Source organism: Curtobacterium sp. VKM Ac-2852 (assembly GCF_013205045.1).
In the GTDB taxonomy this organism is placed as follows: Bacteria; Actinomycetota; Actinomycetes; order Actinomycetales; family Microbacteriaceae; genus Curtobacterium; species Curtobacterium flaccumfaciens.
Genome location: NZ_JABMLI010000001.1, coordinates 706,180 through 727,539, shown reverse-complemented (window position 1 = coordinate 727,539; position 21,360 = coordinate 706,180). Strand labels below are relative to the sequence as shown.

The 21,360-nt window shown below is 71.3% G+C and carries 17 protein-coding genes and 1 pseudogene; 9 read left to right on the top strand and 9 right to left on the bottom strand.

The genetic code is table 11. The annotated features are described in order from the left end of the window. Positions 1-13 precede the first annotated feature (13 nt). Together HQQ79_RS03590 and glgX are read left to right on the top strand one after the other, a co-directional pair. Complete coding sequence (locus HQQ79_RS03590; protein WP_027466979.1) at positions 14-628, top strand: TetR/AcrR family transcriptional regulator; 615 nt, start codon at positions 14-16, stop codon at positions 626-628. Positions 629-687: 59 nt separating this feature from the next. Beyond that, positions 688-2,706 carry a glycogen debranching protein GlgX gene (gene glgX / locus HQQ79_RS03585; protein WP_173032526.1) on the top strand — a complete coding sequence of 673 codons (2,019 nt, stop codon included), beginning with the start codon at positions 688-690 and terminating at the stop codon, positions 2,704-2,706. 124 nt (positions 2,707-2,830) lie between these two features. Here the strand turns inward: glgX and ctaD are convergent, their stop codons facing one another. The 4 genes from ctaD to HQQ79_RS03565 form a co-directional block, all read right to left on the bottom strand. After that, positions 2,831-4,528: a cytochrome c oxidase subunit I gene (ctaD, locus tag HQQ79_RS03580; protein WP_367948065.1), complete on the bottom strand. Its 1,698-nt coding sequence runs from the start codon at positions 4,526-4,528 to the stop codon at positions 2,831-2,833. A gap of 456 nt (positions 4,529-4,984) precedes the next feature. Beyond that, complete coding sequence (locus HQQ79_RS03575; protein WP_173032524.1) at positions 4,985-6,178, bottom strand: glutamate--cysteine ligase; 1,194 nt, start codon at positions 6,176-6,178, stop codon at positions 4,985-4,987. Positions 6,179-6,378: 200 nt separating this feature from the next. After that, on the bottom strand, positions 6,379-7,494 hold the full coding sequence (locus tag HQQ79_RS03570; RefSeq protein WP_173032523.1) for a Gfo/Idh/MocA family protein: 1,116 nt from the start codon (positions 7,492-7,494) through the stop codon (positions 6,379-6,381). Beyond that, positions 7,491-8,291: a sugar phosphate isomerase/epimerase gene (locus HQQ79_RS03565; RefSeq protein WP_171907779.1), complete on the bottom strand. Its 801-nt coding sequence runs from the start codon at positions 8,289-8,291 to the stop codon at positions 7,491-7,493. The genes HQQ79_RS03570 and HQQ79_RS03565 overlap by 4 nt, the downstream gene beginning before the upstream one ends. A gap of 215 nt (positions 8,292-8,506) precedes the next feature. Here HQQ79_RS03565 and HQQ79_RS03560 point away from each other — a divergent pair, with 215 nt between their 5' ends. From HQQ79_RS03560 to HQQ79_RS03545, 4 genes are all read left to right on the top strand, one after another. Then, positions 8,507-9,805: an MFS transporter gene (locus HQQ79_RS03560; RefSeq protein WP_173032522.1), complete on the top strand. Its 1,299-nt coding sequence runs from the start codon at positions 8,507-8,509 to the stop codon at positions 9,803-9,805. A gap of 112 nt (positions 9,806-9,917) precedes the next feature. Beyond that, positions 9,918-11,240 (top strand): carboxylesterase family protein, encoded by a 1,323-nt coding sequence (locus HQQ79_RS03555; protein WP_173032521.1) that lies wholly within the window; start codon positions 9,918-9,920, stop codon positions 11,238-11,240. Between the two features lie 77 nt (positions 11,241-11,317). Continuing rightward, positions 11,318-11,908 (top strand): TetR/AcrR family transcriptional regulator, encoded by a 591-nt coding sequence (locus HQQ79_RS03550; protein WP_173032520.1) that lies wholly within the window; start codon positions 11,318-11,320, stop codon positions 11,906-11,908. A 487-nt stretch (positions 11,909-12,395) separates the two neighbouring features. Then, positions 12,396-12,836: an NUDIX hydrolase gene (locus HQQ79_RS03545; protein WP_027466986.1), complete on the top strand. Its 441-nt coding sequence runs from the start codon at positions 12,396-12,398 to the stop codon at positions 12,834-12,836. Positions 12,837-12,845: 9 nt separating this feature from the next. On the opposite strand, the gene HQQ79_RS03540 is transcribed toward HQQ79_RS03545, so the two are convergent. Further along, a complete protein-coding gene (locus tag HQQ79_RS03540) occupies positions 12,846-13,214 on the bottom strand; it encodes a VOC family protein (RefSeq protein WP_173032519.1) in 369 nt (122 codons plus the stop codon). Between the two features lie 54 nt (positions 13,215-13,268). Here HQQ79_RS03540 and HQQ79_RS03535 point away from each other — a divergent pair, with 54 nt between their 5' ends. Next, positions 13,269-13,910, top strand: coding sequence for a nucleoside/nucleotide kinase family protein (locus HQQ79_RS03535; protein ID WP_173032518.1), 642 nt, complete (start codon positions 13,269-13,271; stop codon positions 13,908-13,910). A gap of 49 nt (positions 13,911-13,959) precedes the next feature. Continuing rightward, complete coding sequence (locus HQQ79_RS03530; protein ID WP_173032517.1) at positions 13,960-14,793, top strand: SDR family oxidoreductase; 834 nt, start codon at positions 13,960-13,962, stop codon at positions 14,791-14,793. A 1,356-nt stretch (positions 14,794-16,149) separates the two neighbouring features. On the opposite strand, the pseudogene HQQ79_RS18550 reads toward HQQ79_RS03530, so the two are convergent. The 4 genes and pseudogenes from HQQ79_RS18550 to nucS all read right to left on the bottom strand — a co-directional run. Then, positions 16,150-16,695, bottom strand: a pseudogene (locus HQQ79_RS18550) (ArnT family glycosyltransferase); the annotation flags it as partial. A 314-nt stretch (positions 16,696-17,009) separates the two neighbouring features. Further along, positions 17,010-18,290, bottom strand: a complete 1,281-nt coding sequence (locus HQQ79_RS03525; RefSeq protein ID WP_173032516.1) for a CynX/NimT family MFS transporter — start codon at positions 18,288-18,290, stop codon at positions 17,010-17,012. Next, complete coding sequence (locus HQQ79_RS03520; RefSeq protein WP_173032515.1) at positions 18,287-18,961, bottom strand: HAD hydrolase-like protein; 675 nt, start codon at positions 18,959-18,961, stop codon at positions 18,287-18,289. Before HQQ79_RS03520 ends, HQQ79_RS03525 begins: the two co-directional genes overlap by 4 nt. A gap of 101 nt (positions 18,962-19,062) precedes the next feature. Continuing rightward, positions 19,063-19,758, bottom strand: a complete 696-nt coding sequence (nucS, locus tag HQQ79_RS03515) for an endonuclease NucS (protein ID WP_027466993.1) — start codon at positions 19,756-19,758, stop codon at positions 19,063-19,065. Between the two features lie 175 nt (positions 19,759-19,933). Between nucS and HQQ79_RS03510 the strand changes: the two genes are divergently transcribed. Then, the gene (locus HQQ79_RS03510; RefSeq protein WP_173032514.1) at positions 19,934-21,301 is read left to right on the top strand and encodes a cytosine permease; all 1,368 of its coding nucleotides are present in this window, start codon (positions 19,934-19,936) and stop codon (positions 21,299-21,301) included. The last annotated feature ends 59 nt before the right edge of the window (positions 21,302-21,360 follow it).

Here is a 21,360-nt window from a genome sequence, read left to right as displayed (position 1 = left end):
GTAAGTTGGGTGCATGACCCACCCCGCGGACGACGCCGACGCGGCCCAGCCGCGCCGCGGCGGGTACCGCAAGGGCGCCGAGCGGCGCACGCAGATCCTCGACGAGATGATCCGCATGGTCGCGGAGCAGGGGGTCGACGCATCGTCGCTCCGCTCGGTGGCCGAAGCCCTCGGGATCACGCACGCGGCACTCCGCCACTACTTCCCGAGCCGCGACGAACTGCTGCTCGCCGTCTACCGGGAGCACGAGGTCCGCGAGCAGGGCGCGCCCGACCGGATGAAGTCGGCGATCGGCGACATGCGCGAGAGCGCATCGCGCAACCGGGCCGTGCCGGGGCTGGTGCAGCTGTACACGACCCTCGCGGCCGACGCCGTGCAGGAGGGCCACCCGGCCACACGCGACTTCATGCGCGAACGCTTCGCCCGGCTGCGCGCCGAACTCGCCGAACTGATCGAGGCGGACCAGGCGAGTGGCCGGATCCGCGCCGACCTGGACCCGGTCGACCTGGCGAGCCTGAGCATCGCGGCGTCCGACGGACTGCAGGTCCAGTGGCTGCTCGACCCGGACGCCGTCGACGGCGAGCGGGTGCTGCGGCTGCTCGAGCAACTGGTCCCGCCGGTGCGCTGAGCGGCCACGGGGTACGCCTCGCTGCCGGTGGCACAGCGACCGGCCGGTAGAAGGGCAGCATGACCACTTCCACGCGCACCCCGCTCGGCGTCACGCTCGTCGACGGGGGCGCCAACGTCGCCCTGTTCTCGAGCACCGCCGAGCGGGTCGAGTTCTGCACCTTCGACGACGACGGCACCGAGCACCGCACCGAGCTCCGCAACCGCACCGGCTACACCTTCCACGACGTCGTCCCCGGGGTGAGGGTCGGCACCCGCTACGGCTTCCGCGTGCACGGCGCGTGGGACCCGGCGAACGGCCTCCGCCACAACGGCGCGAAGCTCCTGCTCGATCCGTACGCCACCGCCGTCGACGGCACCTACGAGTGGGGCCAGGCCCTGTTCGGCCACGACATGGACGAGCCCGAGAAGATCGACGAGACCGACTCGGCCAGCGCGATGCCCAAGTCGGTCGTCGCCGACCGGTCCTTCGACTGGGACGGCGACACCCTGCTGCGGACCCCGCTCGCCGACACCGTCGTGTACGAGGTGCACGTCAAGGGCTTCACGAAGCAGCACCCGGACGTCCCCGAGGAGATCCGCGGCACCTACGCCGGCATGGCCCACCCGGCGGCGATCAAGCACCTCACCGACCTCGGCGTCACCGCGGTGGAGCTGCTGCCGACGCACCAGTTCGTGCAGGACTCGACGCTCCTCGACAAGGGCCTCCGCAACTACTGGGGCTACAACAGCATCGGCTTCTTCGCGCCGCACGACGAGTACTCGTCCGCAGGCACCGCCGGGCAGCAGGTCGCCGAGTTCAAGGAGATGGTGAAGGCCCTGCACGCCGCGGGGCTCGAGGTCATCATGGACGTCGTCTACAACCACACCGCCGAGGGCAACCACATGGGCCCGACGCTGTCGTTCAAGGGGATCGACAACCAGTCGTACTACCGGCTGGTCGAGGGTGACGAGGCGAACTACTTCGACACCACGGGCACCGGCAACAGCCTGAACGTCGGGCACCCGGCGGCCCTCGGACTCATCATGGACTCGCTCCGCTACTGGGTCGAGGAGATGCACGTCGACGGCTTCCGGTTCGACCTGGCCACGACGCTCACCCGCCAGGACGGCGAGGCCGAGAAGCACTCCGCGTTCCTCGACATCATCCACCAGGACCCCGTGCTGCGCGAGGTCAAGATGATCGCCGAGCCGTGGGACACCGCCGGCTACCAGGTCGGCGGGTTCCCGGCCGACTGGTCCGAGTGGAACGGCAAGTACCGCGACGACCTGCGGGCCTTCTGGCGCGGCGACGAGGGCGCGCTCGGGGACGCCGTGCAGCGGGTCCTGGGCAGCCCCGACGTCTACGAGGGCTCGCGGCGCTCCCCGCTTTGCTCGATCGACTTCGTGACCGCCCACGACGGTTTCACCCTGGCCGACCTGACGATGTACGCCGACAAGCACAACGAGGCGAACGGCGAGGACAACAACGACGGCGAGAGCGACAACACCTCGTTCAACGGCGGTATCGAGGGCCCGACCGACGACGGTGCGGTGAACGACTACCGCGACCGGCAGCGCCGCAACTTCCTCGGCACCCTGCTGCTCTCCGCCGGCGTGCCGATGATCCTGGGTGGCGACGAGCTCGCCCGGTCACAGGGCGGCAACAACAACGCGTACTGCCAGGACGACGAGATCTCGTGGTTCGACTGGGCCGCCGCCGACCAGGACCTGCTCGCCTTCACGACGGCGGCCATCGCGTTCCGTCGGCAGCACCAGGCCCTGCGTCCGGAGTGGTTCCGCACCGCGCCGGGTGACTCGGAGTCGACGGTGACCGTGCTCCGTGCCGACGCCGCGGGGTTCGAGGACGGCGACTGGGCGGACGGCGGCAACCGGGCCGTGACGCTCGTGCTGCACCAGGGTGACGACACCGTGGCCGTGCTGCTGAACGCGTCGGACACCACGGTGGAGTTCACGCTGCCGGAGCGGCCGGGTGGGGGCAGCTGGTCCCTCGGGCTGTCGAGCGACCCCGACCAGGCCGTGGTGGGCGACGCGGCGACGCTGCTCGTGCGCGACGCGTCCTTCACCGCGCTGGTCTGACGGGCGCGTTCGTTCGCGTTGGTGGCGTCGTGATCGTCGCTCGTGTCGTGATCTCCGCTTCGTGAGCAGGAATGGTCGGGTCCCCACTCAGGACCCGACCATTGCTGCTCACGAAGTGGTGCCGTCAGAACTTCTGGTCGGTCTCCTTCGGGTGCCGGGTCTTGCCCGTCGCCTGGTCGTGGGTGGCCGCGTCCGGCGCGTCCATCGCCGGACCCACCCCGACCGGGACACCGGCCTCGGGGTGGTTCAGGTCGAACGCCGGCGACTCCGACCGGATCCGCGGTACCGAGGTGAAGTTGTGCCGGGGCGGCGGGCAGCTGGTCGCCCACTCGAGCGACCGGCCGTAGCCCCACGGATCGTTGACGAGCACCTTGCGGCCCTTCCGCATCGTCTGCACGATGTTCAGGAAGAACGGGATCATCGACGCCGCCGTCAGGACAGCACCGACCGTGGAGACCTGGTGCAGCCAGGTGATGTCGTCCTCGGGCAGGTAGCTCGCGTACCGACGGGGCATCGCGATGACGCCGAGCCAGTGCTGGATCAGGAACGTCATGTGGAACCCGATGAACAGCATCCAGAAGTGCACCTTGCCGAGCCGTTCGCCGAGCATCTTGCCGGTGAACTTCGGCCACCAGAAGGAGAAGCCGGAGAACATGGCGAACACGACGGTTCCGAAGACCACGTAGTGGAAGTGCGCCACGACGAAGTAGGTGTCGTGGACGTGGAAGTCGAGCGGCGGCGACGCCAGGATCACGCCGGTCAGCCCGCCGAACGTGAAGGTCACGAGGAACCCGATCGCCCACAGGATCGGCGTCTCGAAGGTCACCGACCCCCGCCACATCGTGCCGACCCAGTTGAAGATCTTCACGCCTGTCGGCACGGCGATCAGCATCGTCATGAGTGAGAACCACGGCAGCAGGACGCCACCCGTCGCGAACATGTGGTGCGCCCACACCGACACGGACAGCGCCGCGATCGAGATCGTGGCGTACACGAGTGTCTTGTAGCCGAAGATCGGCTTCCGGCTGAAGGCCGGGAACACCTCGGACACGATGCCGAAGAACGGCAGGGCGATCACGTAGACCTCAGGGTGTCCGAAGAACCAGAACAGGTGCTGCCACAGCAGGGGGCCACCGTTGGCCGGGTTGAAGATCTGCGCGTCGAAGACCCGGTCGAGCAGCAGGCCGAACAGCGCCACCGCCAGCACCGGGAACGCCATCAGCACGAGGATCGACGTGATCAGCACGTTCCACGTGAAGATCGGCATCCGGAACATCGTCATGCCCGGGGCGCGCATGGTGATGACGGTCGTGATGAAGTTCACGGCGCCGAGGATCGTGCTGAAGCCGGTCATGCTCAGGCCGGCGACCCAGAGGTGCCCGCCGATGCCCGGTTCGAAGGTGGTGTCCGACAGCGGTGCGTAGGCCGTCCACCCGAACGCGGCAGCTCCGCCCGGTGTCAGGAACCCGCCCATCGTCACCAGGCTGCCCATCGCGTACAGCCAGTACGAGAACGCGTTGAGCCGGGGGAACGCGACGTCGGGGGCACCGATCTGCAGCGGCATGATCGCGTTGGCGAACCCGGAGAACAGCGGGGTCGCGAACAACAGCAGCATGACCGTGCCGTGCATGGTGAGCAGCTGGTTGTACTCCTCACGCGTCTCGAGCACGTCGAGTCCGGGGGTGAAGAGCTCCGTCCGCATCACCACCGCCATCACCCCGGCCAGACAGAAGTACCCGAACGACGTCACCAGGTACAGGTTGCCGATCGTCTTGTGGTCGGTGGTGGTGTGCCAGTACACGAACCGCGCACCGAGCTTCACCGGACGTCCGGGGCCGACGTCCGCCGGGTGTTCGCCGAGGACGGGCGGGTTCTCGAGGTCGGTCACGGGGTGCTCCCATCGGATCGTTCCGAAAGCGCGAGGCTGATGTGACCGTGATGTGCGGTCGCGTTGATTCTGTCCATCGGGTGCGCATAGCGTCCGAAGGAACGGGCGGAAGGCAGCGAGATGTGGATACGGGTCGTGTTGCCCCGCGAGGTCCGGGCACTAAGCCTGCCGGGGGTCCTCCGTCGTGCCTGGGTGGTCGGCTTCTCCACCCGCGTCCTGCCCGTCCGACCGGCCGGCTGCGACGACCCGGAGTGGACCCCGGTCGAGTTCCTGCTCGACGTCGAATCGTCGAGCACCGGCTGGGCCGAGGCGTTCGAGATCGAGTTCACGAGTGCGATGACGCCCGGTGTCGACGAGCGATCCGGGGGCAGGGTTGCCACCTGGAACCCATCAGCCGACCGCACCGCTGAGGCCCGAGCTCGCCGGGTGACCCCCGATGACCGAACCGGTGTCCGCGCTGGACCACAGGCCCGCGGCGACTCGACCGGTGCGGGCTCGCATGTTCGTCATCGCGGCGGCGAGTGCGACCTGCCCGAGATCACCGGTCGCCGCGTAGGCCGCACGTTGCCTCGACGCCCCGGTGCCCCGCGCGAACAGGTCGGCCAGGCCGCGTTCGACGAGCTGGTCGTCGCCGTTCGCGACGAGCGCCGGCAGCACGTGGGCGAGCAGGAGCGTGACGACCTCGCGTGCGGGTGCGGCGCGCCCCGTCAACGGGTCGACCAGTTCACCGTCCAGGCCCTCGAGCGCAGCGCGCCAGTTCGCGAGCCGGACGCTGCAGGCGGGGGTGTCGCGCTCGAGCGACCCCGAGCGCCACTCCTCCGCGGCGGTGTCGACCATCGCCCGGACGAGTCCTGCGATGGTCACGGTCACACCGGGGTCGAGCGGGACGTCGGCCACGCGCACCTCGACGGTCGGGTGCGCTCGGGACAGCCGCGCGTCGAGGTAGAGCATCCCCGCGTCGAGCAGGGCGCCCGTGCGGAGCATGCTCTCGGTGACGGCGCGGTAGCGCTCCTCCGACCCGAACCGTTCCATCGGGCCGGCCGACGGCCACTGGCTCCAGGCAATCGAACGGTAACTCGCATGACCCGTGTCGACCCCAGCGTGGAAGGGGGAGTTCGCGCTCAGGGCGATGAGCACCGGTGTCCACGTGCGGATCCGGTCGAGCACGGCGACACCCTCGGCGGGGGAGTCGATCGCGACGTGGACGTGCAGGCCGCAGGTCAGCCCCTGCCGGGGGATGGAACCGTAGCGCTGCATCATCCGCTGGTACCGGTCGCCGTCGCTCACGTGCGGGGTCACCGGAGTCGGCGACGTCGCCAGCGGGGCGGCGTGTGCACCGAAGCCGTTCGCGACCTGTTCGACGAGTGCCCGGTTGTCGAGCACCTGCCCGCCGAGCGCCGCCAGGGAGGTGTGCGGGCGGGTGATGACCTCGATCATCTCGCGCTGCATCTCGCCCACGACCCCGCCGGGATCGGGCACCCGTGTCGCCTTCGCGCCGGCCAGCACACCGTCGGCGACCGGTACGGGCACACCCGTCGACCGGTCGATGAGGAGCAGCTCCTCCTCCACACCCATGGTTCTCATCACCCGAGTGAAGGAGGGTGTGACTTCGGGCCGTTCCAGATGGTCGACGAGCGCGGATCCGTTGGCCGAACCGCGCGGTCCGGTCCACGGAGCGCAGGGTCGGGCGATCACACACCCTGGTGAGCAGCAATGGTCGGGTCCCCGTTCGGGACCCGACCATTGCTGCTCACGAAGTGGTGCGCGTGGTGCGCGCGGCGCTCCTAGGCGTTCGCGCCCGCGGTCAGCACGGCTGCCGCGGGGTCGAAGTCCTCGGGGAGCGGCGGGATCGCGTCCACGGCCGACGTGATGTCGACGGCGGAACCCGACTCGGCCGCGTCACGGATGCCGAGCAGCACGTCGAGCACGTGCAGCGCGACGGCGCCGGAGGCGCGCTCGGGGCGGTCCTCGGCGATGGCGCGGGCGAGCTCGACGACACCGGTGCCACGACCCCAGGTGGAGCCGACCGCCTCGAGCGTCTCGGGCTCGTCCTGCCCGTAGCGCCAGAGCTGCGACGAGCCCTCGAACGTGTTCGGGTCCGGCAGCGAGATCGTGCCGAGCGTGCCGTTGATCTCGACGAAGCCCATGCGCGGCAGGGCGTGCTGGAACGAGAACGTCGACTGGGCGGACTGCCCGCCGGCGAACTCGATCAGGGCCGCGTGGTGCGTCGGGACCTCGACCGGGAACGTCTCGCCGACGCGGGGGCCGGACGCGATCGTGCGACGGTCGAGCGACTTCGACGAGACGGCCTGCACGCGCGAGGCGGTGCCGAACGCGTGCACCAGGGTCGTCACGTAGTACGGGCCCATGTCGAACAGGGGGCCGGCACCGGTGGCGAACAGGAAGTCCGGGTTCGGGTGCCACGCCTCGGGCCCGGGGACGTGGAACAGCGTCGTCGCGGACAGCGGCTCGCCGATGTCACCGCGGGCGATGGCCCGGAGCGCCGTCTGGATGCCCGCGCCGAGCACGGTGTCCGGAGCGGTCGCGACACGCAGGCCCTTGGCCTTCGCCGACTCGAGCACCGCGGCGGCCGACGCGTGGTCGGTCGCGATCGGCTTCTCGCTCCAGACGTGCTTGCCGGCGTCGATGATCTGCTGGTCGACCTCGGCGTGTGCGGCCGGGATCGTCAGGTTGATCACGATCGAGATGTCGTCGCGGGCGAGGAGTTCCTCGACCGATCCCGACGAGGCGACGCCGTACGTGGCCGCCTGCTCAGCGGCACGCTCGAGCAGTACGTCGGCGACGAAGCGGACCTCGACGTCGGCGAACTTGGTCAGGTTCTCGAGGTACTGGGTGGAGATGTTGCCGGCACCGATGATGCCGATCCCGACACGGCTCACTTGTCGTTGTCCTTGAGCCAGGTGAGGGACTCGGTGATGCCCTCGAAGACGTCGCCCTTGTAGGCGTCGAACTCGACCACGCGGATCGCCTGCGGTGCGGCGGCGAGGATCGCGGTCACGTCGACGTCGCCCTGACCGGCCGGCGTCTGGTTCTCGAAGGCGCGCTGCAGCGCCTCGGGCACGATGAGGGCGCTCTCGGACGAGGGCAGCGCGGTGCGGATGTCGCCGTCGACCTTGCCGTCCTTGACGTGGATCGCGACGACGCGGTCGCCCAGGCCCTTGAGCACGGCGGGGGCGTCGGCGCCACCGACGGTCGCCCAGAAGGTGTCGACCTCGAGGACGGTCTCCGGCGACAGCTGCGACACGAACAGGTCGTAGACGGTGCGGCCGTCGACCTTGTTCGTGAACTCCCACTGGTGGTTGTGGTACCCGAACTGCAGGCCACGGCCGGCGGCCTCGGCGGTCAGCTCGTTGACGCGCTCGGCGATCTTCGCGACGTCGTCGGCGGTCTGCCAGCGGTCGGTCGGGATGAACGGGTCGATGACGGTGCGGATGCCGAGGCGCTCGGCGGCGTCCCAGATCGGCGCGGTGTCCTCGGCGTCGATCACGGCGACGTGGCCGGACGGAGCCTTGAGGCCGGTGGCCGCGAACGCACGCTCGAGGTCGGTGGCGCGCTCGACGAACGCGTAGGGCTCGACGTTCTCGTACCCGATCTCGGCGACACGGGCGATGGCCTTGTCGAGGTCTTCGGCGATGGCGTCGCGCAGTGAGTACAGCTGCACAGAAGTGGTGGGCATTGCAGAGGCTCCTTCGATCCTGTCTGGGTGTCGCGGCCCGTCGAGGAGCGATGCTCCGCGGCGAGATCGATGACGACGCTACCCCAAAAACCACCCGGTGTGTAGTTTTTGCTGCCCCGTGTGACGCGGCCGGTGTTGCAGGCAACACGTGTCGATGTATGCTCGCGTCGGAAAAACCTTGTCAGGTAAGGTTTTTATCGACTCAAGGAGGCGTCATGAGCACACCCGAACCCGGAAGCCCGGCACTGCTCAACCCGGAAGAGGGCATCACCCAGCCCGTCAGCACGGTCAAGGTGGGCATCGGCTACCAGATCGCCCTGTTCCTCGGGCAGTTCGGCCTCTTCGTCGCGCTCATGGCGCCCGTCTACGTGAGCATGCAGCTCAAGGCGCAGGCCCTGGTCGGCGACGACGCTGCGAACGTCATCGGCTCGGTGCTGCCGATCGGCGCGTTCGGTGCGCTCATCATGAACCCCCTCGCGGGTGCCCTGTCCGACCGCACCCGCACGCGCTGGGGCCGTCGTCGCCCCTGGCTGCTCAGCGGTGTCGTGGTCTTCGCGATCGCCCTCGCCTGGATCGCCTACTCGCCCGACGTCCTCAACCTGACGCTGGCCTGGCTGCTCGCCCAGCTCGCCGCGAACGCCACGCTCGCCACCCTGCTCGCGAGCTTCGCCGACAACGTGCCGCAGCTGCAGCGCGGCCGGTCCTCGAGCATCATCGCGCTCGCGCAGAACATCGCCGTGCTCGCCGGCACCTACCTGTCGGTCTTCTTCGTCGCGAACCTGCCCGTGCTGTTCATCGCGCCCGGCATCCTGGCGATCATCCTGGTCGCCGTGTACGCCGTCGTCGCGCGGGACGACCTGCCCACCTACAAGCTCAAGAAGTTCACGTTCCTGAACCTCATCGCGTCGTTCTGGACGAACCCGGTCAAGAACCCGGACTTCGCGTTGGCGTGGTGGTCGCGCTTCCTCATCATCTTCGCGACCTTCATGTTCACGACGTACCGCCTGCTCTACATGGAGCAGCACCTCGGCATCGAGAGCGCGAAGGAGGCGACGGCCGCCGTCGCCTTCGGTGTGCTGCTCTACACGATCGCGCTGCTGGTCAGTGCGGCGCTGTCCGGCTGGGCCTCGGACAAGCTCGGTCGCCGCAAGGTGTTCGTCGGTGGCTCCACGGCGATGTTCGCCGTCGGACTCATCGTGCTGGCGCACGCCGACACGGTCAACGGCTTCTACGTCGCCGAGGTCATCATGGGCTTCGCCTACGGCATCTACTCCGCGATCGACACCGCGCTCGTCGTCGACGTCCTGCCGAACGCGGACCGTCCCGGCAAGGACCTCGGCGTCATCAACATCGCCAACGCCCTGCCGCAGTCGCTCGCCCCGGCCGTCGCCCTGTTCTTCCTGAAGATCGGGTCCGGGGACGCCGCCGACAACTACACGCTCATGTGCTGGGCCGCCGGCGCGATCGCCATCATCGGCGCACTCGTCGTGATCCCCATCAAGCGGGTGCGGTAGCGCCCGTCGCGCAACGCGACCAGGAGACGGACGGGAGGCCCGTGGCGACGCCGCCACGGGCCTCCCGTCCGTCTGCCTGGTTGCGTCAGCGGGCCCCGATAGCGTGACCCACATGCTCGACGCCACGCCCGCCCCGTTCGACACCCCCGCCGGCCGCATCGTCGGGATGCTCGACGGGGACGTGGTGCGGGTGCTCGGGATCCCGTACGCGCAGGCCGAACGGTTCGCTCCGCCGCAACCGATGCCACCGTTCGCGGGAGAGCTGCACGCGTCGACCCCGGCGCCGGTCGCACCACAGCCGCACGAGGAGTTCGTCGACCTGCTGCTCAACCCGATCCAGGGCATCGAGGTCGACGAGCACTGCCAGCGGCTCTCGATCACGCTGCCCGCCGACGTCCGTCCGGGGGAGCAGCTGCCGGTGATGGTCTGGATCCACGGCGGCTCGTACGTCATCGGCGGTGGCGACCTGCCGATCTACGACGCCCGCGACCTGGTGACCGAGCAGCGCGTGATCGTGGTGTCGGTCACGTTCCGGCTCGGCGTGCTCGGGTTCCTCGGTGACGGCGAGACGATCCCGGCCAACCTCGGGCTCCTCGACCTGGTCGAGTCGCTCCGCTGGGTGCGCGCGAACATCGCTTCGTTCGGCGGCGACCCCGACCTGGTCACCGTCTTCGGGCAGTCGGCCGGCGGGGACGCGGCCGCGCACCTGATGATCAGTGCCGGCGCCGGAGGACTCTTCCGCCGCGCGATCATCCAGAGCGCGCCGCTCGGGCTGTCCCGCCGTCGGGCACGGATGAACCGCGCGATGGTCCGGGCGGTCGGCACCGTGCACGCCGACACCCCGCTCGAGGACCTGCTCGATCGTCAGGCGCTCGGTACCCGGGCCGCCGCGCCGTACGGACTCTCCGCCGGCATGCCGTTCGGCACCCAGTACGGGTTCGCGCCGCTGCCCGCCGAGCGTGACCTCGACGCCGCGTGGAGCCGGGTCGCGCCCGACGTCGACGTCCTGATCGGCTCCGGTTCGGACGAGGCCGGCATGTACGTGCCGCTCGTGCCCGGCCTGCGTCGGGTGACCCGGTCGCGGGTGCTGCGGTCGGCCCTGCGGTGGTGGGTCGTGCGTCCGCTGTCCGACGTCATCTACGGCCGCGACGCCCGACGGTTCACCGAACGGCACCGACGCGCCGGCGGCCGGGCGACCTCGTACCGACTGCACCGCGGCGTCACGAGCGCCCCGACCGGAGCCGTGCACATGAGCGACCTGCCGCTGCTGCTCGGAGGCCGCGAGGCCTGGGCCGGCACCCGGTTCGTCCCCGAACGGGACTGGCCCGAGGTCGAGCGCCGCGGCCGGGCATTCCGGGCGATCTGGGCCGACTTCGCCCGCACCGGCGAGGTCCGGGCCCCTGATGACGAGACGCTGACGTTCGACCGCGGCTGACCCAGAGCCGGCGACTGTGGCCGCGCCCCCTGAACTGGCGGTCGCGGGCCGCTGACCGGCCCCGCACAATCGTCAGCATGCCCACGACCGACGTCGACCTCCGCGCACGCATCGTCGCCGGGGCGATCAGTGCCTACCGAGCCGGGGACTTCCACCGTGTCGGGCCCGACGAGGTCGCCGAGCACGCCGGGGTCACCGCCGACGAGTTCCATCGGGCGTACCCGACGTGGGAACTCCTGGTGGTCGCGGTCATGGACAAGTGGAACAACGGCAGCCGGCGCCAGCTCTGGCCGATCGCGGAGCGGGACGGCACGGTCGCCTACCTGCGAGCCCGGCTCGCCGCGGGCGTCGAGGACCCGGCCCTCGTGCGGCTCCGGGTCGCGGTGCTCAGCGCCGCCTCGAACCCCGACCACCCCGCCGCCGGGTGGTTCCGCACGCAGTACACGCGGGCGTTCGAGGACGTCACCCTCGCCCTGGTCCGTGACGTCGTCGCCGGCCGGGAACCCCGCGGCGCCTCGCCCCGGCACGCCGCCGAGCAGCTCATGGCCCTGTACGAGGGGCTCCAGCTGCAGTCCGTGATCCGTGACGACGGGGAGCCGATCAGCGCCTTCGACCGGGCGGTCGCCCGGATGCGCGTGGGCTGGGCAGCGGCACGCGTCGACGCCTGATCCGGGTCGGGTGAGCACGTCGGGTCCGGTCGGCACCATGCGGGCCCGGGGCCCGGGGCCTCGAGCGGCGAGCGGCGAGCGGTCACGACTCCCCGCGCGTGCAGCGTCGCGCGGTCGTGTTGCGGCGTCTGGCGGTGCCGCAAGCAACGGTTCGTGACCGCTCGGCGGGCAGCCATCGGGGTGTCCTGACCGCGCGTCGGCGTGGGCGTCCCGGTGGCACGCCGGACGGCCGGGAGGCCCGTGGCGGCGGCGACTCGCGCCTCCCGGCCCGCGGGGTGGTCGCGACACACCGCACGGGCTGCCTCGCGTGGTCACGTTCCGTCGTTCGCGGGCGGCGGGGCCGACGGTCGGTGACCGCTCGGCGTGCGGGACGCGGGGGTCGTGACCGGTCGGCGGGCTGGTGGAGCGTCCGCCCCACCCCGGTTCACGGCCTGGAGGCCCGGCGCGGCTGGCGAACGTCGGTGCACCCACCTGGCATGGTCGGCCCATGGAGTACACGGACTACGACACCCGGCTCGCCGCCTACGGCGTGATCACGGACGGTGACCGCGTGCTCCTGGCGAAGCTGCGACACCCCGATGCGGGCACGTGGACGCTGCCGGGCGGCGGGGTCGAGTTCGACGAGACCGTCGAACAGGCCGTCGTGCGCGAGATCCGCGAGGAGACCGGGTACGAGGCCCAGGCCGGTGCCCTGCTCGGGGTCCGGCACCACATCGTCCCCGCCGAACGCCGTATCCACGCCAACGGCCGGCCGATGAAGGCCGTGCAGGTGGTCTTCCGGGCGACCATCACCGGGGGAGCCCTGCGGCACGAGCTCGACGGCTCGACCGATGAGTCACGGTGGATCCCCGTCGCCGAGCTCCCGCACCACCGCCACGGCCTGCTCGTGCCGATCGCCCTCGGCTGGGCGGGTGCCCTGTCCCGCTGACCGCTGGCGTCACTCCTCGATGACGCTGAGGACGTTGCCCGACGGGTCGGTGAACCAGGCGATGGGCGGCCCGCCCTTCCGGTTCACACCCCGGTCGTCGGTCATCCCCTCGTACTGCAGGAACACGACGCCCTTCGCGGTGAGTTCGTCGACCGCGGCGTCGATGTCCGGCACCGGGAAGTTCAGCACCGTGAAGGCCGCCGGTTCGTGACCCGGCCCCTTCGGGTAGACGAGCACCTGGTGTCCGCCGCCGAGCTGCAGGAAGAGCATGCCGTGGTCCTCGGTGACCTCGACCCCCAGGACGTCCTCGTAGAACGCCTTCGCCTCGGGCACGTCGCGCACCGAGAACCCGCTGAACGCCTTCGTCGCATCGACCATGCGGCAAGTGAACCACTGCGGTCGGGCATCGGTGCGCTCTGCGAGGATGAAGCCGTGAGTGACTCCGGCACGACCGTCGACCAAGCCGTCGAGCGCGCCGTCGAACTGGCCCGTTCGAGCCACCGCACCGTGCTCGGGATCGCCGGAGCACCGGGCGCCGGCAAGTCCACGCTCGCCCGCCGCATCGTCACCGCCGTCGACGACCGCCTGGGTGCGGGCACCGCGGTGCAGGTCCCGATGGACGGCTTCCACCTGTCGAACGCGGCGCTCGAGGCCCTCGGCCGGCACGACCGCAAGGGCGCGGCGGACACCTTCGACGCCGACGGGTACGTCGCGCTCGTCCGCCGACTCGTCGCCGCCGACGAGGACGTGGTGTGGGCACCGGACTTCGACCGTCGCGTGGACGAACCCGTCGCCGGCAGCATCGCGGTGCCCCGCGCGGCCCGACTCGTGGTGTCCGAGGGCAACTACCTGCTCGACGACACCGCTCCGTGGTCGGCGCTGGCCGCACTCTTCACCGAGACCTGGTTCTGCGCCGTCGCCGACGACGTGCGGCTCGACCGCCTGGTCGGCCGGCACATGCGGCACGGCCGCGACCACGACGCCGCCCGCGCGTGGGCGGTGGAGGTGGACGGCGTGAACGCCGCGAGGGTCGCGCCCACGGTGATCCGGGCCTCCAGGACGATCTTGACGTGACCACGACGACCCGGACCACCACCACGCGACACCGACACGAGGAGCGACCATGACCATCGCCATCACCGGAGCGACCGGCAACATCGGGGGTGCCGTGAGCGCGGCGCTCGCCGCGGACGCCGTGCCGTTCCGGATGCTCGTGCGCGACGCCTCGCGTGCGCCGGAGCTTCCGGGCACCGAGGTCGCCGTCGCGACCTTCGCCGACGTCGACGCGAGCCGAGCGGCGCTCGAGGGCGTCGAGGTGCTGCTCATGGTCTCGGCGGCCGAGGCCCAGGACCGCCTCGACCAGCACCGGTCGTTCGTCGCCGCCGCGGCCGACGCGGGCGTGCGGCATGTCGTCTACACGTCGTTCCTCGGCGCGGCTCCCGACGCGACCTTCACGCTCGGCCGCGACCACTGGGCGACGGAGCAGGCGATCCGCGACAGCGGGATGGCGTTCACGTTCCTGCGCGACAGCTTCTACCTGGACTTCGTCGAGGACCTGGTCGGCGAGGACGGCGTGATCCGCGGTCCGGCCGGCGACGGCGCCATGGCCGCGGTCGCCCGGGCCGACGTCGCCCGCGTCGCGACCGCGGTGCTGCACGACCCGGACGCCCACCGCGACCAGACGTACGAGCTGACCGGCCCCGAGGCGATCACCCTCGCCCAGGCGGCGGCGATCGTGTCCGGGGTCCGCGGCCGCACCGTCAGCTACCACCCGGAGACCCTCGACGAGGCGTACGCATCACGTGCGCGGTGGAACCCGGAGCCGTGGCAGGCCGACGCCTGGGTGAGCACCTACACGGCCATCGCCGAGGGGGCGCTCGCGCACATGTCCGGCGACGTCGAACGCATCACCGGGCGTCCGCCGATGTCCCTGCGCGAGGTGCTCGCCGCGAGCTGATCCTCGGCGGTGGTGGTGCGCACCGGGTCCGACCGACGGCCCGGGCAGCCCGCAGTGCCACACCATCCACGTGGTGCCGGCGGCCCGGCGCGGTCGCACCGGCGGACGTGCGTGCCGCGCGACTCCGGTGACCGCGCGGCAGCCCCCGGACAGTGCGGCGCGCAGGACCGGGTCGGTGCGCGGCGCGTGGGCCTCGACGACGAGGACGCGCAGGCCGTCGGCGATCCTCCGGCGGATCTGGTGCGCCGTGAAGACGGGCACGGTACCCGAGAACCCGCCGTCCGTCAGCACCGGGAGGCCCGTCGCGTCGATGATCGGCGCGGAGACGCGCCACGTGTCCGTCAGGAACAGCGGTTCGTCGTGCCGGTCCCCCTCCAGTCGTCGCGCGGTCGCGACGAGCCGGCGGAGGGTACGCGGGTAGGGCGTCGACCCGCCCCACGGGTCCGGGCGCGACACGTGGAAGACGTCCGGGCTGCCGATCGGGACCGGCCAGTGTGCGGGCCACGGCCCGACCGACGCGTCGACGCCGCTGCCGTCGCGGGTCGCGTCGAGGGCCTGCAGGGAGAACGCGGCGGGTCCGGCGAGCAGCGCGAGTCCGGCTGTGACCGCGATCGCCGTCCGGGAGGCCCGGTGCCGGCCCGGTCCGCGCGCCGCCTCCCAGCGGGGTCGCCACCACACCGCCACCAGGCCCGCGACGACGGCGACCGTCGCGAGCGTGATCGCCGGCCCGGCGAGCACGCGCGGCATCGCGGTGCCCCGGGCGAGGAACACCACCCAGCCGAGCTGCGCCACGGCGAGGACGACCGGGAGCGCCCGGAGCACCCGTGACTGGGCCCGGACCAGTCCGACCGCACCGCGCCACCCGAGGGCTGCGAGCAGGGCGAGCTGCACGCCGATCGCGGCGACGTAGGCGGTGTGCGGCACCGCGGCCACGGAGAGCACGGCGGCCGCGGTGCCGAACCAGACGACCAGGACGGCCAGGGTGGCGGATCCGGCACGGGTGTCGAACGCGTGCCCGAACGAGGAGCCGGGGCCGTCGAGCCGTTCCACTCGTCGCCGGACGAGCACCGCGGCCGCGACCACCACGCCGAACACCGCCGCGGGCAGGAGCCAGGCGATCTGCGACGCCAGGTGCGGCCCGAGCAGCTTGCCGAACCCGGCCGGACCGCCACGCCAGGTGTGCGGGCCGACCGGCGCGGTGAACGCCCGGACGGACCCGGGGACCGCGCCGGGAAGGAACCGGTCGATGCCGTTGTACCCGAACACCATCGCGAGCGGACTGTCGTCGGTGGAGCCGTCCACCCAGGGCCGCGAACCCGACGGGGTGAGTGCCAGCGCGGTGACCCACGACAGGGACGCCCCGACCGCGACGATCCCGAGCACCCCGGCGCGGACCATCCGCATGCCCAGGCGGAGCGGGCCGCCGTCGTGCCGCGCCGTGGCGAGCAGGGTGCCGAGGAGCAGCGCCGGCAGGACGAACCACGCCTGCACCATCTTCGCCTGGAACCCGACGCCGATCGCCAGGCCCGCGGCGACGAGCGGCCACCAGCGTCCGGTCAGTGCCGCGTGCTGCCAGCACAGCAGGGCGACGGCCAGCGCGGCCGTGACCATGCCGTCCTCCATCGGGTGCGCGAACATCGACACGAAGACCGGCGTCGACCCGGCTGCGGCGGCGGCGACGAGGCCCGTGCCGACCCCGGCCCAGCGGAGTCCGACCAACGAGCAGGCCCAGAGGGTGACGAGCCCCTCGACGACCTGGGGGAACGCGATCGCGGCGGTGGAGTGCCCGAACAGCCGGATGCTCAGCGCCTGCGGCACCGCGAAGCCGCTGAGCTTGTCGAGCGTCACCGTCGCCGACGGGTCGAACGAACCGGAGAGCAGTGCCCGCCACGACTCGGACATCGACCGCGCCGAGGCCTGGTAGAAGCTGAAGTCCCCGCCACGGCCCAGGTTCCAGGCGAGCAGCACGGTCGTGCCGGCCGCGATGACGAGCAGGGTGAGCCGTGCTGCGAGCGGCTGGTCCCGCCACCGGGCGGGTCGTCCAATGTCCACCCTCCGGACCTTGGCGGTCCGGGGTGACGACCGGCCGGGACCGTGCCGCCAGCTCGCCCCGAAGCCGGTCCGTGCGCTGAGGGGTCGTGCGGGTGCGAGCCCCGTCGGTCAGCCCCTCAGGGGGCGAGCCGGAGCGGGGTCTCAGCCGGCCTTCGGGTTCGAGGTCAGGACACCCGTCGGGCGGCGAACGTCCCGACGACGCCGAGGGTGAGCACCGCGACGAGCACGACGAGCAGCGGTGCCGTCCAGTTCCCCGTCGCACCGTGCAGGGCACCGGCGACGAGCGGCCCGGCCGACCCGAGCAGGTACCCGCCGCCCTGCACGAACGCGGACATCCGGCGGGCATCGGCGTCGCTCGAGACGATCCGCACGATCACGATGAAGATCACGGTGATGCCGCCACCCTGGGCCGCGCCGCCGAGCACCGACCACAGCAACCAGAGCTGCGGGGCGAACAGCAGCCCGAGCGGCATCGCCAGCCACAGCGTGCCGACCAGGGCGATGATCGCCGCCGGACGCCACCGGGTCGCGAGCAGCGGGACACCGAGCGCCCCGACGACGGCCAGGATCTGGAACACCGACGAGCTGGCGCCCGACGACGCCTTCGAGAAGCCGATCTCGTCGTGCAGCAGCGTCGGGATCCACGCGGTGAGGGCGTAGTACGAGAACGCCTGACCACCGAAGGCGAGCGTCAGGCCCCACGTGATGAGCCGTCTCGCCGGTCGGATGGGCTCGGCGGCGGCGACCCGCGCGGCCTCGGCGGCGCGGGCGGTCCGGATCGCCCCGGTGTCGAGCACCTGGTCGATGGGCCCGGTGACGGGCAGCGGTTCGTCCCGCTCGGACGGCAGCGGGCGGCGCCAGGCGGCCCGAGCGCCGACCGCGTAGGTCCAGGCAGCGGCGGCGATGAGTGCGAAGACCGCCCAGATCGCGATCGCGACCGGCCAGCCCCACAGGGCGGCCAGGGGAGCGGTGCCGAGCGACGTGATCATCGACCCGACGTTGAGCGCCGACGTGTACACGCCGGTGACCAGGCCGACGCGTTCCGGTGAGGTGTCCCGCCGGATGACCACCGGGATCACCACGTTGCCGATCGTGATGCCGATGCCGATGACCGCGGTGCCGATCAGCAGCGCCGCCGACGAGGGCATCGAGCGCACGACGGTGCCGGCGAGCACGATGACGAGCGACAGCGAGACCGCGCGCTCGGGGTCCGCCTTCGCGATGACCCAGCTGGCGAACGGCGTCGCGAGGGCGAAGCACAGCACCGGGATCGTCGTCAGCAGCCCGGCGATCGTCGCGGTCAGGCCGAGGTCGGCGCGGACGTCGCTGATGACCGGGGCGGTCGCGACGATCGGGCCGCGGAAGTTCAGTGCGATCAGGACGATGGCCGCCGGCAGCAGCCAGGCGGCACCGCGGAGCCCCCGCCGGACGACGTCGCCGCTCATGCGGACGGCGTCGCGGACGGCAGCAGGATCGGCAGCAGGTCGAGCGGGGTGGCGGCGCGGGCGATGGTGCCCTCGGCCTCGTCGGGGGAGCCGTAGCCCCACTCGGCGAAGACGACCGGGACGCCGTGCACGGTCGCGCCCTCGACGTCGTGCTTCCGGTCGCCGATCAGCACCGGGCGGCTGATGTCGAAGCCGTGGGCCTCGAGTCGTCGTAGTGCCTCTTCGACGACGTCGGCCTTGCTCGACCGCACCTCGTCGTCGCTCGCGCCCGTGATGATGTCGATGTCCCCGGTGAGCCCGTAGTGCTCGAGGATGTAGGTCGCCGGGGTCTCCGGCTTGCTCGTCGCCGTCGAGATCGGCAGCCCCGCCTGGTGCAGGGTGCGCAGCACGACGTCGATGTCCGGGAACATCTCGGAGTCGAGCGCCCCGTGCGAGAAGTAGTGCTCGCGGTAGACGGCGAGGGTGCGGTCGGCCAGTTCGTCGTCCATGCCCATCGCGACCCGGAACGTGTCCATGATCGGCGGGCCCACGAACGACATCAGGGTGTCGTGGTCCGGCACCGGGACGCCGACGGTGCGGAAAGTGTGCGTCAGGCTCTCGAGGATGCCCGGCGCGGAGTCGCTGATGGTGCCGTCGAGGTCGAACAGGATGGCGGAGAACGGGCTGGTCATGTCCTGTCCACCCTAGCCGGGCCGTGGCGGCGACCATCCGGGATCCGTCGGCGGCGGGGCGGGGGTGCGCCGTGCCTCCAGGCCGGACGGTCCGCCGCGGCTCAGAACAGGCGGGTGTGGCCGCCCTCGATGCCGCGCATCGCGTCGTAGTCGAGCACGAGGACGCGGATACCGCGGTCCTCGGCGAGGGTTCGTGCCTGCGGTGCCACCGTCTGCGCCGCCAGCACGCCCTGCACCGGACGCAGGTGCGGGTCGCGGTTCATGAGCTCGAGGTACCGGGTGAGCTGCTCGACCGCGTCGATGTTGGCGTTGCGCTTCATCTCGACCGCGACGCTCGCCCCTGCGTCGTCGCGGGCCAGGATGTCGACCGGGCCGATCGCCGTCATGTACTCGCGGCGGACCAGGGTGTGGCCGTCACCGAGGAGCTCGATCTGCTCGGCCAGGAGCTGCTGCAGGTGCGCCTCGACCCCGTCCTTCACCAGGCCCGGGTCGACGCCCAGGTCGTGGGTCTCGTCGGACACGACCTCGTACAGCGAGACGATGAGCTTGTCCTGCGTCTTCTTCTGCGTGACCGTCCACACCTGCGTGATGCCGGCGCTCGACTGCTCGTCGTCCGGCTCGGTGATCTCGATCGAGCAGGGCGGGCTCATCCAGTTCAGTGGCTTGTAGCTGCCGCCGTCGGAGTGCACGAGCAGGGAGCCGTCCGCCTTGAGCATGAGCAGGCGGGTCGCGAGCGGCAGGTGGGCTGAGAGCCGGCCCGCGTAGTCGACGGAGCACCGGGCGATGACGAGACGCACCCCGGAAGCCTAACCGGCGTGGTGTCGTCGACCGGACGAGGCGCGCGGCCCGTGCACCATGCACGGATTCACATGGCTGTAACGACGTTCTGCACATGTACCGCAATCCGATGCCGTCCTACCGTGGCTCCCACCCCGATCGGCCCACGCCGACACCCCTCCCCGAGGAGCCACGATGGCCAGCGAGACCGCAGTGTCAGCACCACGAACCCCCCGTTCCGAGTCGGTCGCCGTCGACGACTACTCGCTCAGCCGAGTCCCGATGTCCGCACGCTACGGCTGGTTCCAGGTCGCCGTGCAGCGCTTCGGGCAGATCTCGGCCCTGTCCCAGTTCCTGCTCGGTGCGACGCTCGGCTTCGGCATGAGCTTCTGGGACGCCTTCTGGGCGATCACCCTGGGCGCCGTGATCCTGGAGATCGTCTCGGTGCTCGTCGGCGTCATCGGCGTCAAGGAGGGCCTGAACACCTCGGTCATCGCCCGCTGGACGGGCTTCGGCAAGGCCGGCTCGGCGCTGGTCGGGCTGGCGATCGGGCTGAGCCTGATCGGCTGGTTCGGCATCCAGTCGGGCGTCTCGGCGGCCGGCCTCGTCTCGATCCTGCCGATCCTGCCCGCCTGGGCGTGGTCGCTCGTGTTCGGGCTGCTCGTCACCGCGATCGTCCTGCGCGGGTTCCACTCGATGCAGTGGCTGGCGAACGTGACCGTGCCGCTGTTCCTGGTGCTCGTCGGCTGGGCGGTCATCGTCGAGCTGAGCCGGCACTCGATCGCCGAGCTCGCGGCGCGTGCCCCGGCCGGTCCGGAGCTGAGCTTCGTGGCCGGGACCACCCTGGTGGCCGGCGGGTTCATCGTCGGTGCGGTGATCACGCCGGACATGACCCGCTTCAACCGGTCGGTCGGCGACGTCGTGAAGCAGACGCTGCTCGGCGTGACCCTCGGCGAGTACGTCATCGGCCTGGCCGGTGTCCTGCTCGCCCACGCCGTCGGCTCCGCGGACATCACCCGCGTGATCACGTCGAGCGTCGGCTGGGTCGGCATCCTCGTGATCCTGCTCGGCACGTTCAAGATCAACGACTGGAACATCTACAGCTCGAGCCTCGGCGTCACGAACTTCATCGACGCGGTGTTCGGCAAGCAGGTGAACCGCGGGCTCGTGACGCTCGTGATGGGCGTCGTCGGCTCGGTGCTCGCCGCGGTCGGGTTTCTCGGGGCCCTGACACCGTTCCTGTCGGTGCTCGGGGTCGTCTTCCCGCCCATCGCCGGGATCATGGTGGCGGAGTACTTCGTCGTGAAGCGCTGGCGCCGCGAGCTGAGCGACGCCGAGAACATCCCGGCGACCTCGCCCACCTGGGTGCCGGCCACCCTGGTCATCTGGGCGATCGCATCGCTCATCGGGTACTTCGTCGCCGTCGGCATCCCGTCGATCAACTCCGTGGTCATCGCCTTCGTGCTCTACGTGGTCGCCGGCAAGGTCGGGCTGATCCGCGGCGTCGGTGTCAGTCGGACCGAGGCGGCCCCGGTCGCCGCACCGGCCACCCCGGCCGCCTGACCCGGGCGGTCCCCGAACGGCCGGTCGCGTCGCCGCACCCCTGATCCGCGCGACGGCGC

Excerpts from the sequence above, each read along its gene's own strand:
- HQQ79_RS03590 (WP_027466979.1), top strand. The coding sequence starts at position 14 with ATGACCCACCCCGCGGACGACGCCGACGCGGCCCAGCCGCGCCGCGGC.
- glgX (WP_173032526.1), top strand. The coding sequence starts at position 688 with ATGACCACTTCCACGCGCACCCCGCTCGGCGTCACGCTCGTCGACGGG.
- HQQ79_RS03575 (WP_173032524.1), bottom strand. The coding sequence starts at position 6,178 with ATGAGAACCATGGGTGTGGAGGAGGAGCTGCTCCTCATCGACCGGTCG.
- HQQ79_RS03565 (WP_171907779.1), bottom strand. The coding sequence starts at position 8,291 with ATGCCCACCACTTCTGTGCAGCTGTACTCACTGCGCGACGCCATCGCC.
- HQQ79_RS03560 (WP_173032522.1), top strand. The coding sequence starts at position 8,507 with ATGAGCACACCCGAACCCGGAAGCCCGGCACTGCTCAACCCGGAAGAG.
- HQQ79_RS03555 (WP_173032521.1), top strand. The coding sequence starts at position 9,918 with ATGCTCGACGCCACGCCCGCCCCGTTCGACACCCCCGCCGGCCGCATC.
- HQQ79_RS03550 (WP_173032520.1), top strand. The coding sequence starts at position 11,318 with ATGCCCACGACCGACGTCGACCTCCGCGCACGCATCGTCGCCGGGGCG.
- HQQ79_RS03545 (WP_027466986.1), top strand. The coding sequence starts at position 12,396 with ATGGAGTACACGGACTACGACACCCGGCTCGCCGCCTACGGCGTGATC.
- HQQ79_RS03540 (WP_173032519.1), bottom strand. The coding sequence starts at position 13,214 with ATGGTCGATGCGACGAAGGCGTTCAGCGGGTTCTCGGTGCGCGACGTG.
- HQQ79_RS03530 (WP_173032517.1), top strand. The coding sequence starts at position 13,960 with ATGACCATCGCCATCACCGGAGCGACCGGCAACATCGGGGGTGCCGTG.
- HQQ79_RS03525 (WP_173032516.1), bottom strand. The coding sequence starts at position 18,290 with ATGAGCGGCGACGTCGTCCGGCGGGGGCTCCGCGGTGCCGCCTGGCTG.
- HQQ79_RS03520 (WP_173032515.1), bottom strand. The coding sequence starts at position 18,961 with ATGACCAGCCCGTTCTCCGCCATCCTGTTCGACCTCGACGGCACCATC.
- HQQ79_RS03510 (WP_173032514.1), top strand. The coding sequence starts at position 19,934 with ATGGCCAGCGAGACCGCAGTGTCAGCACCACGAACCCCCCGTTCCGAG.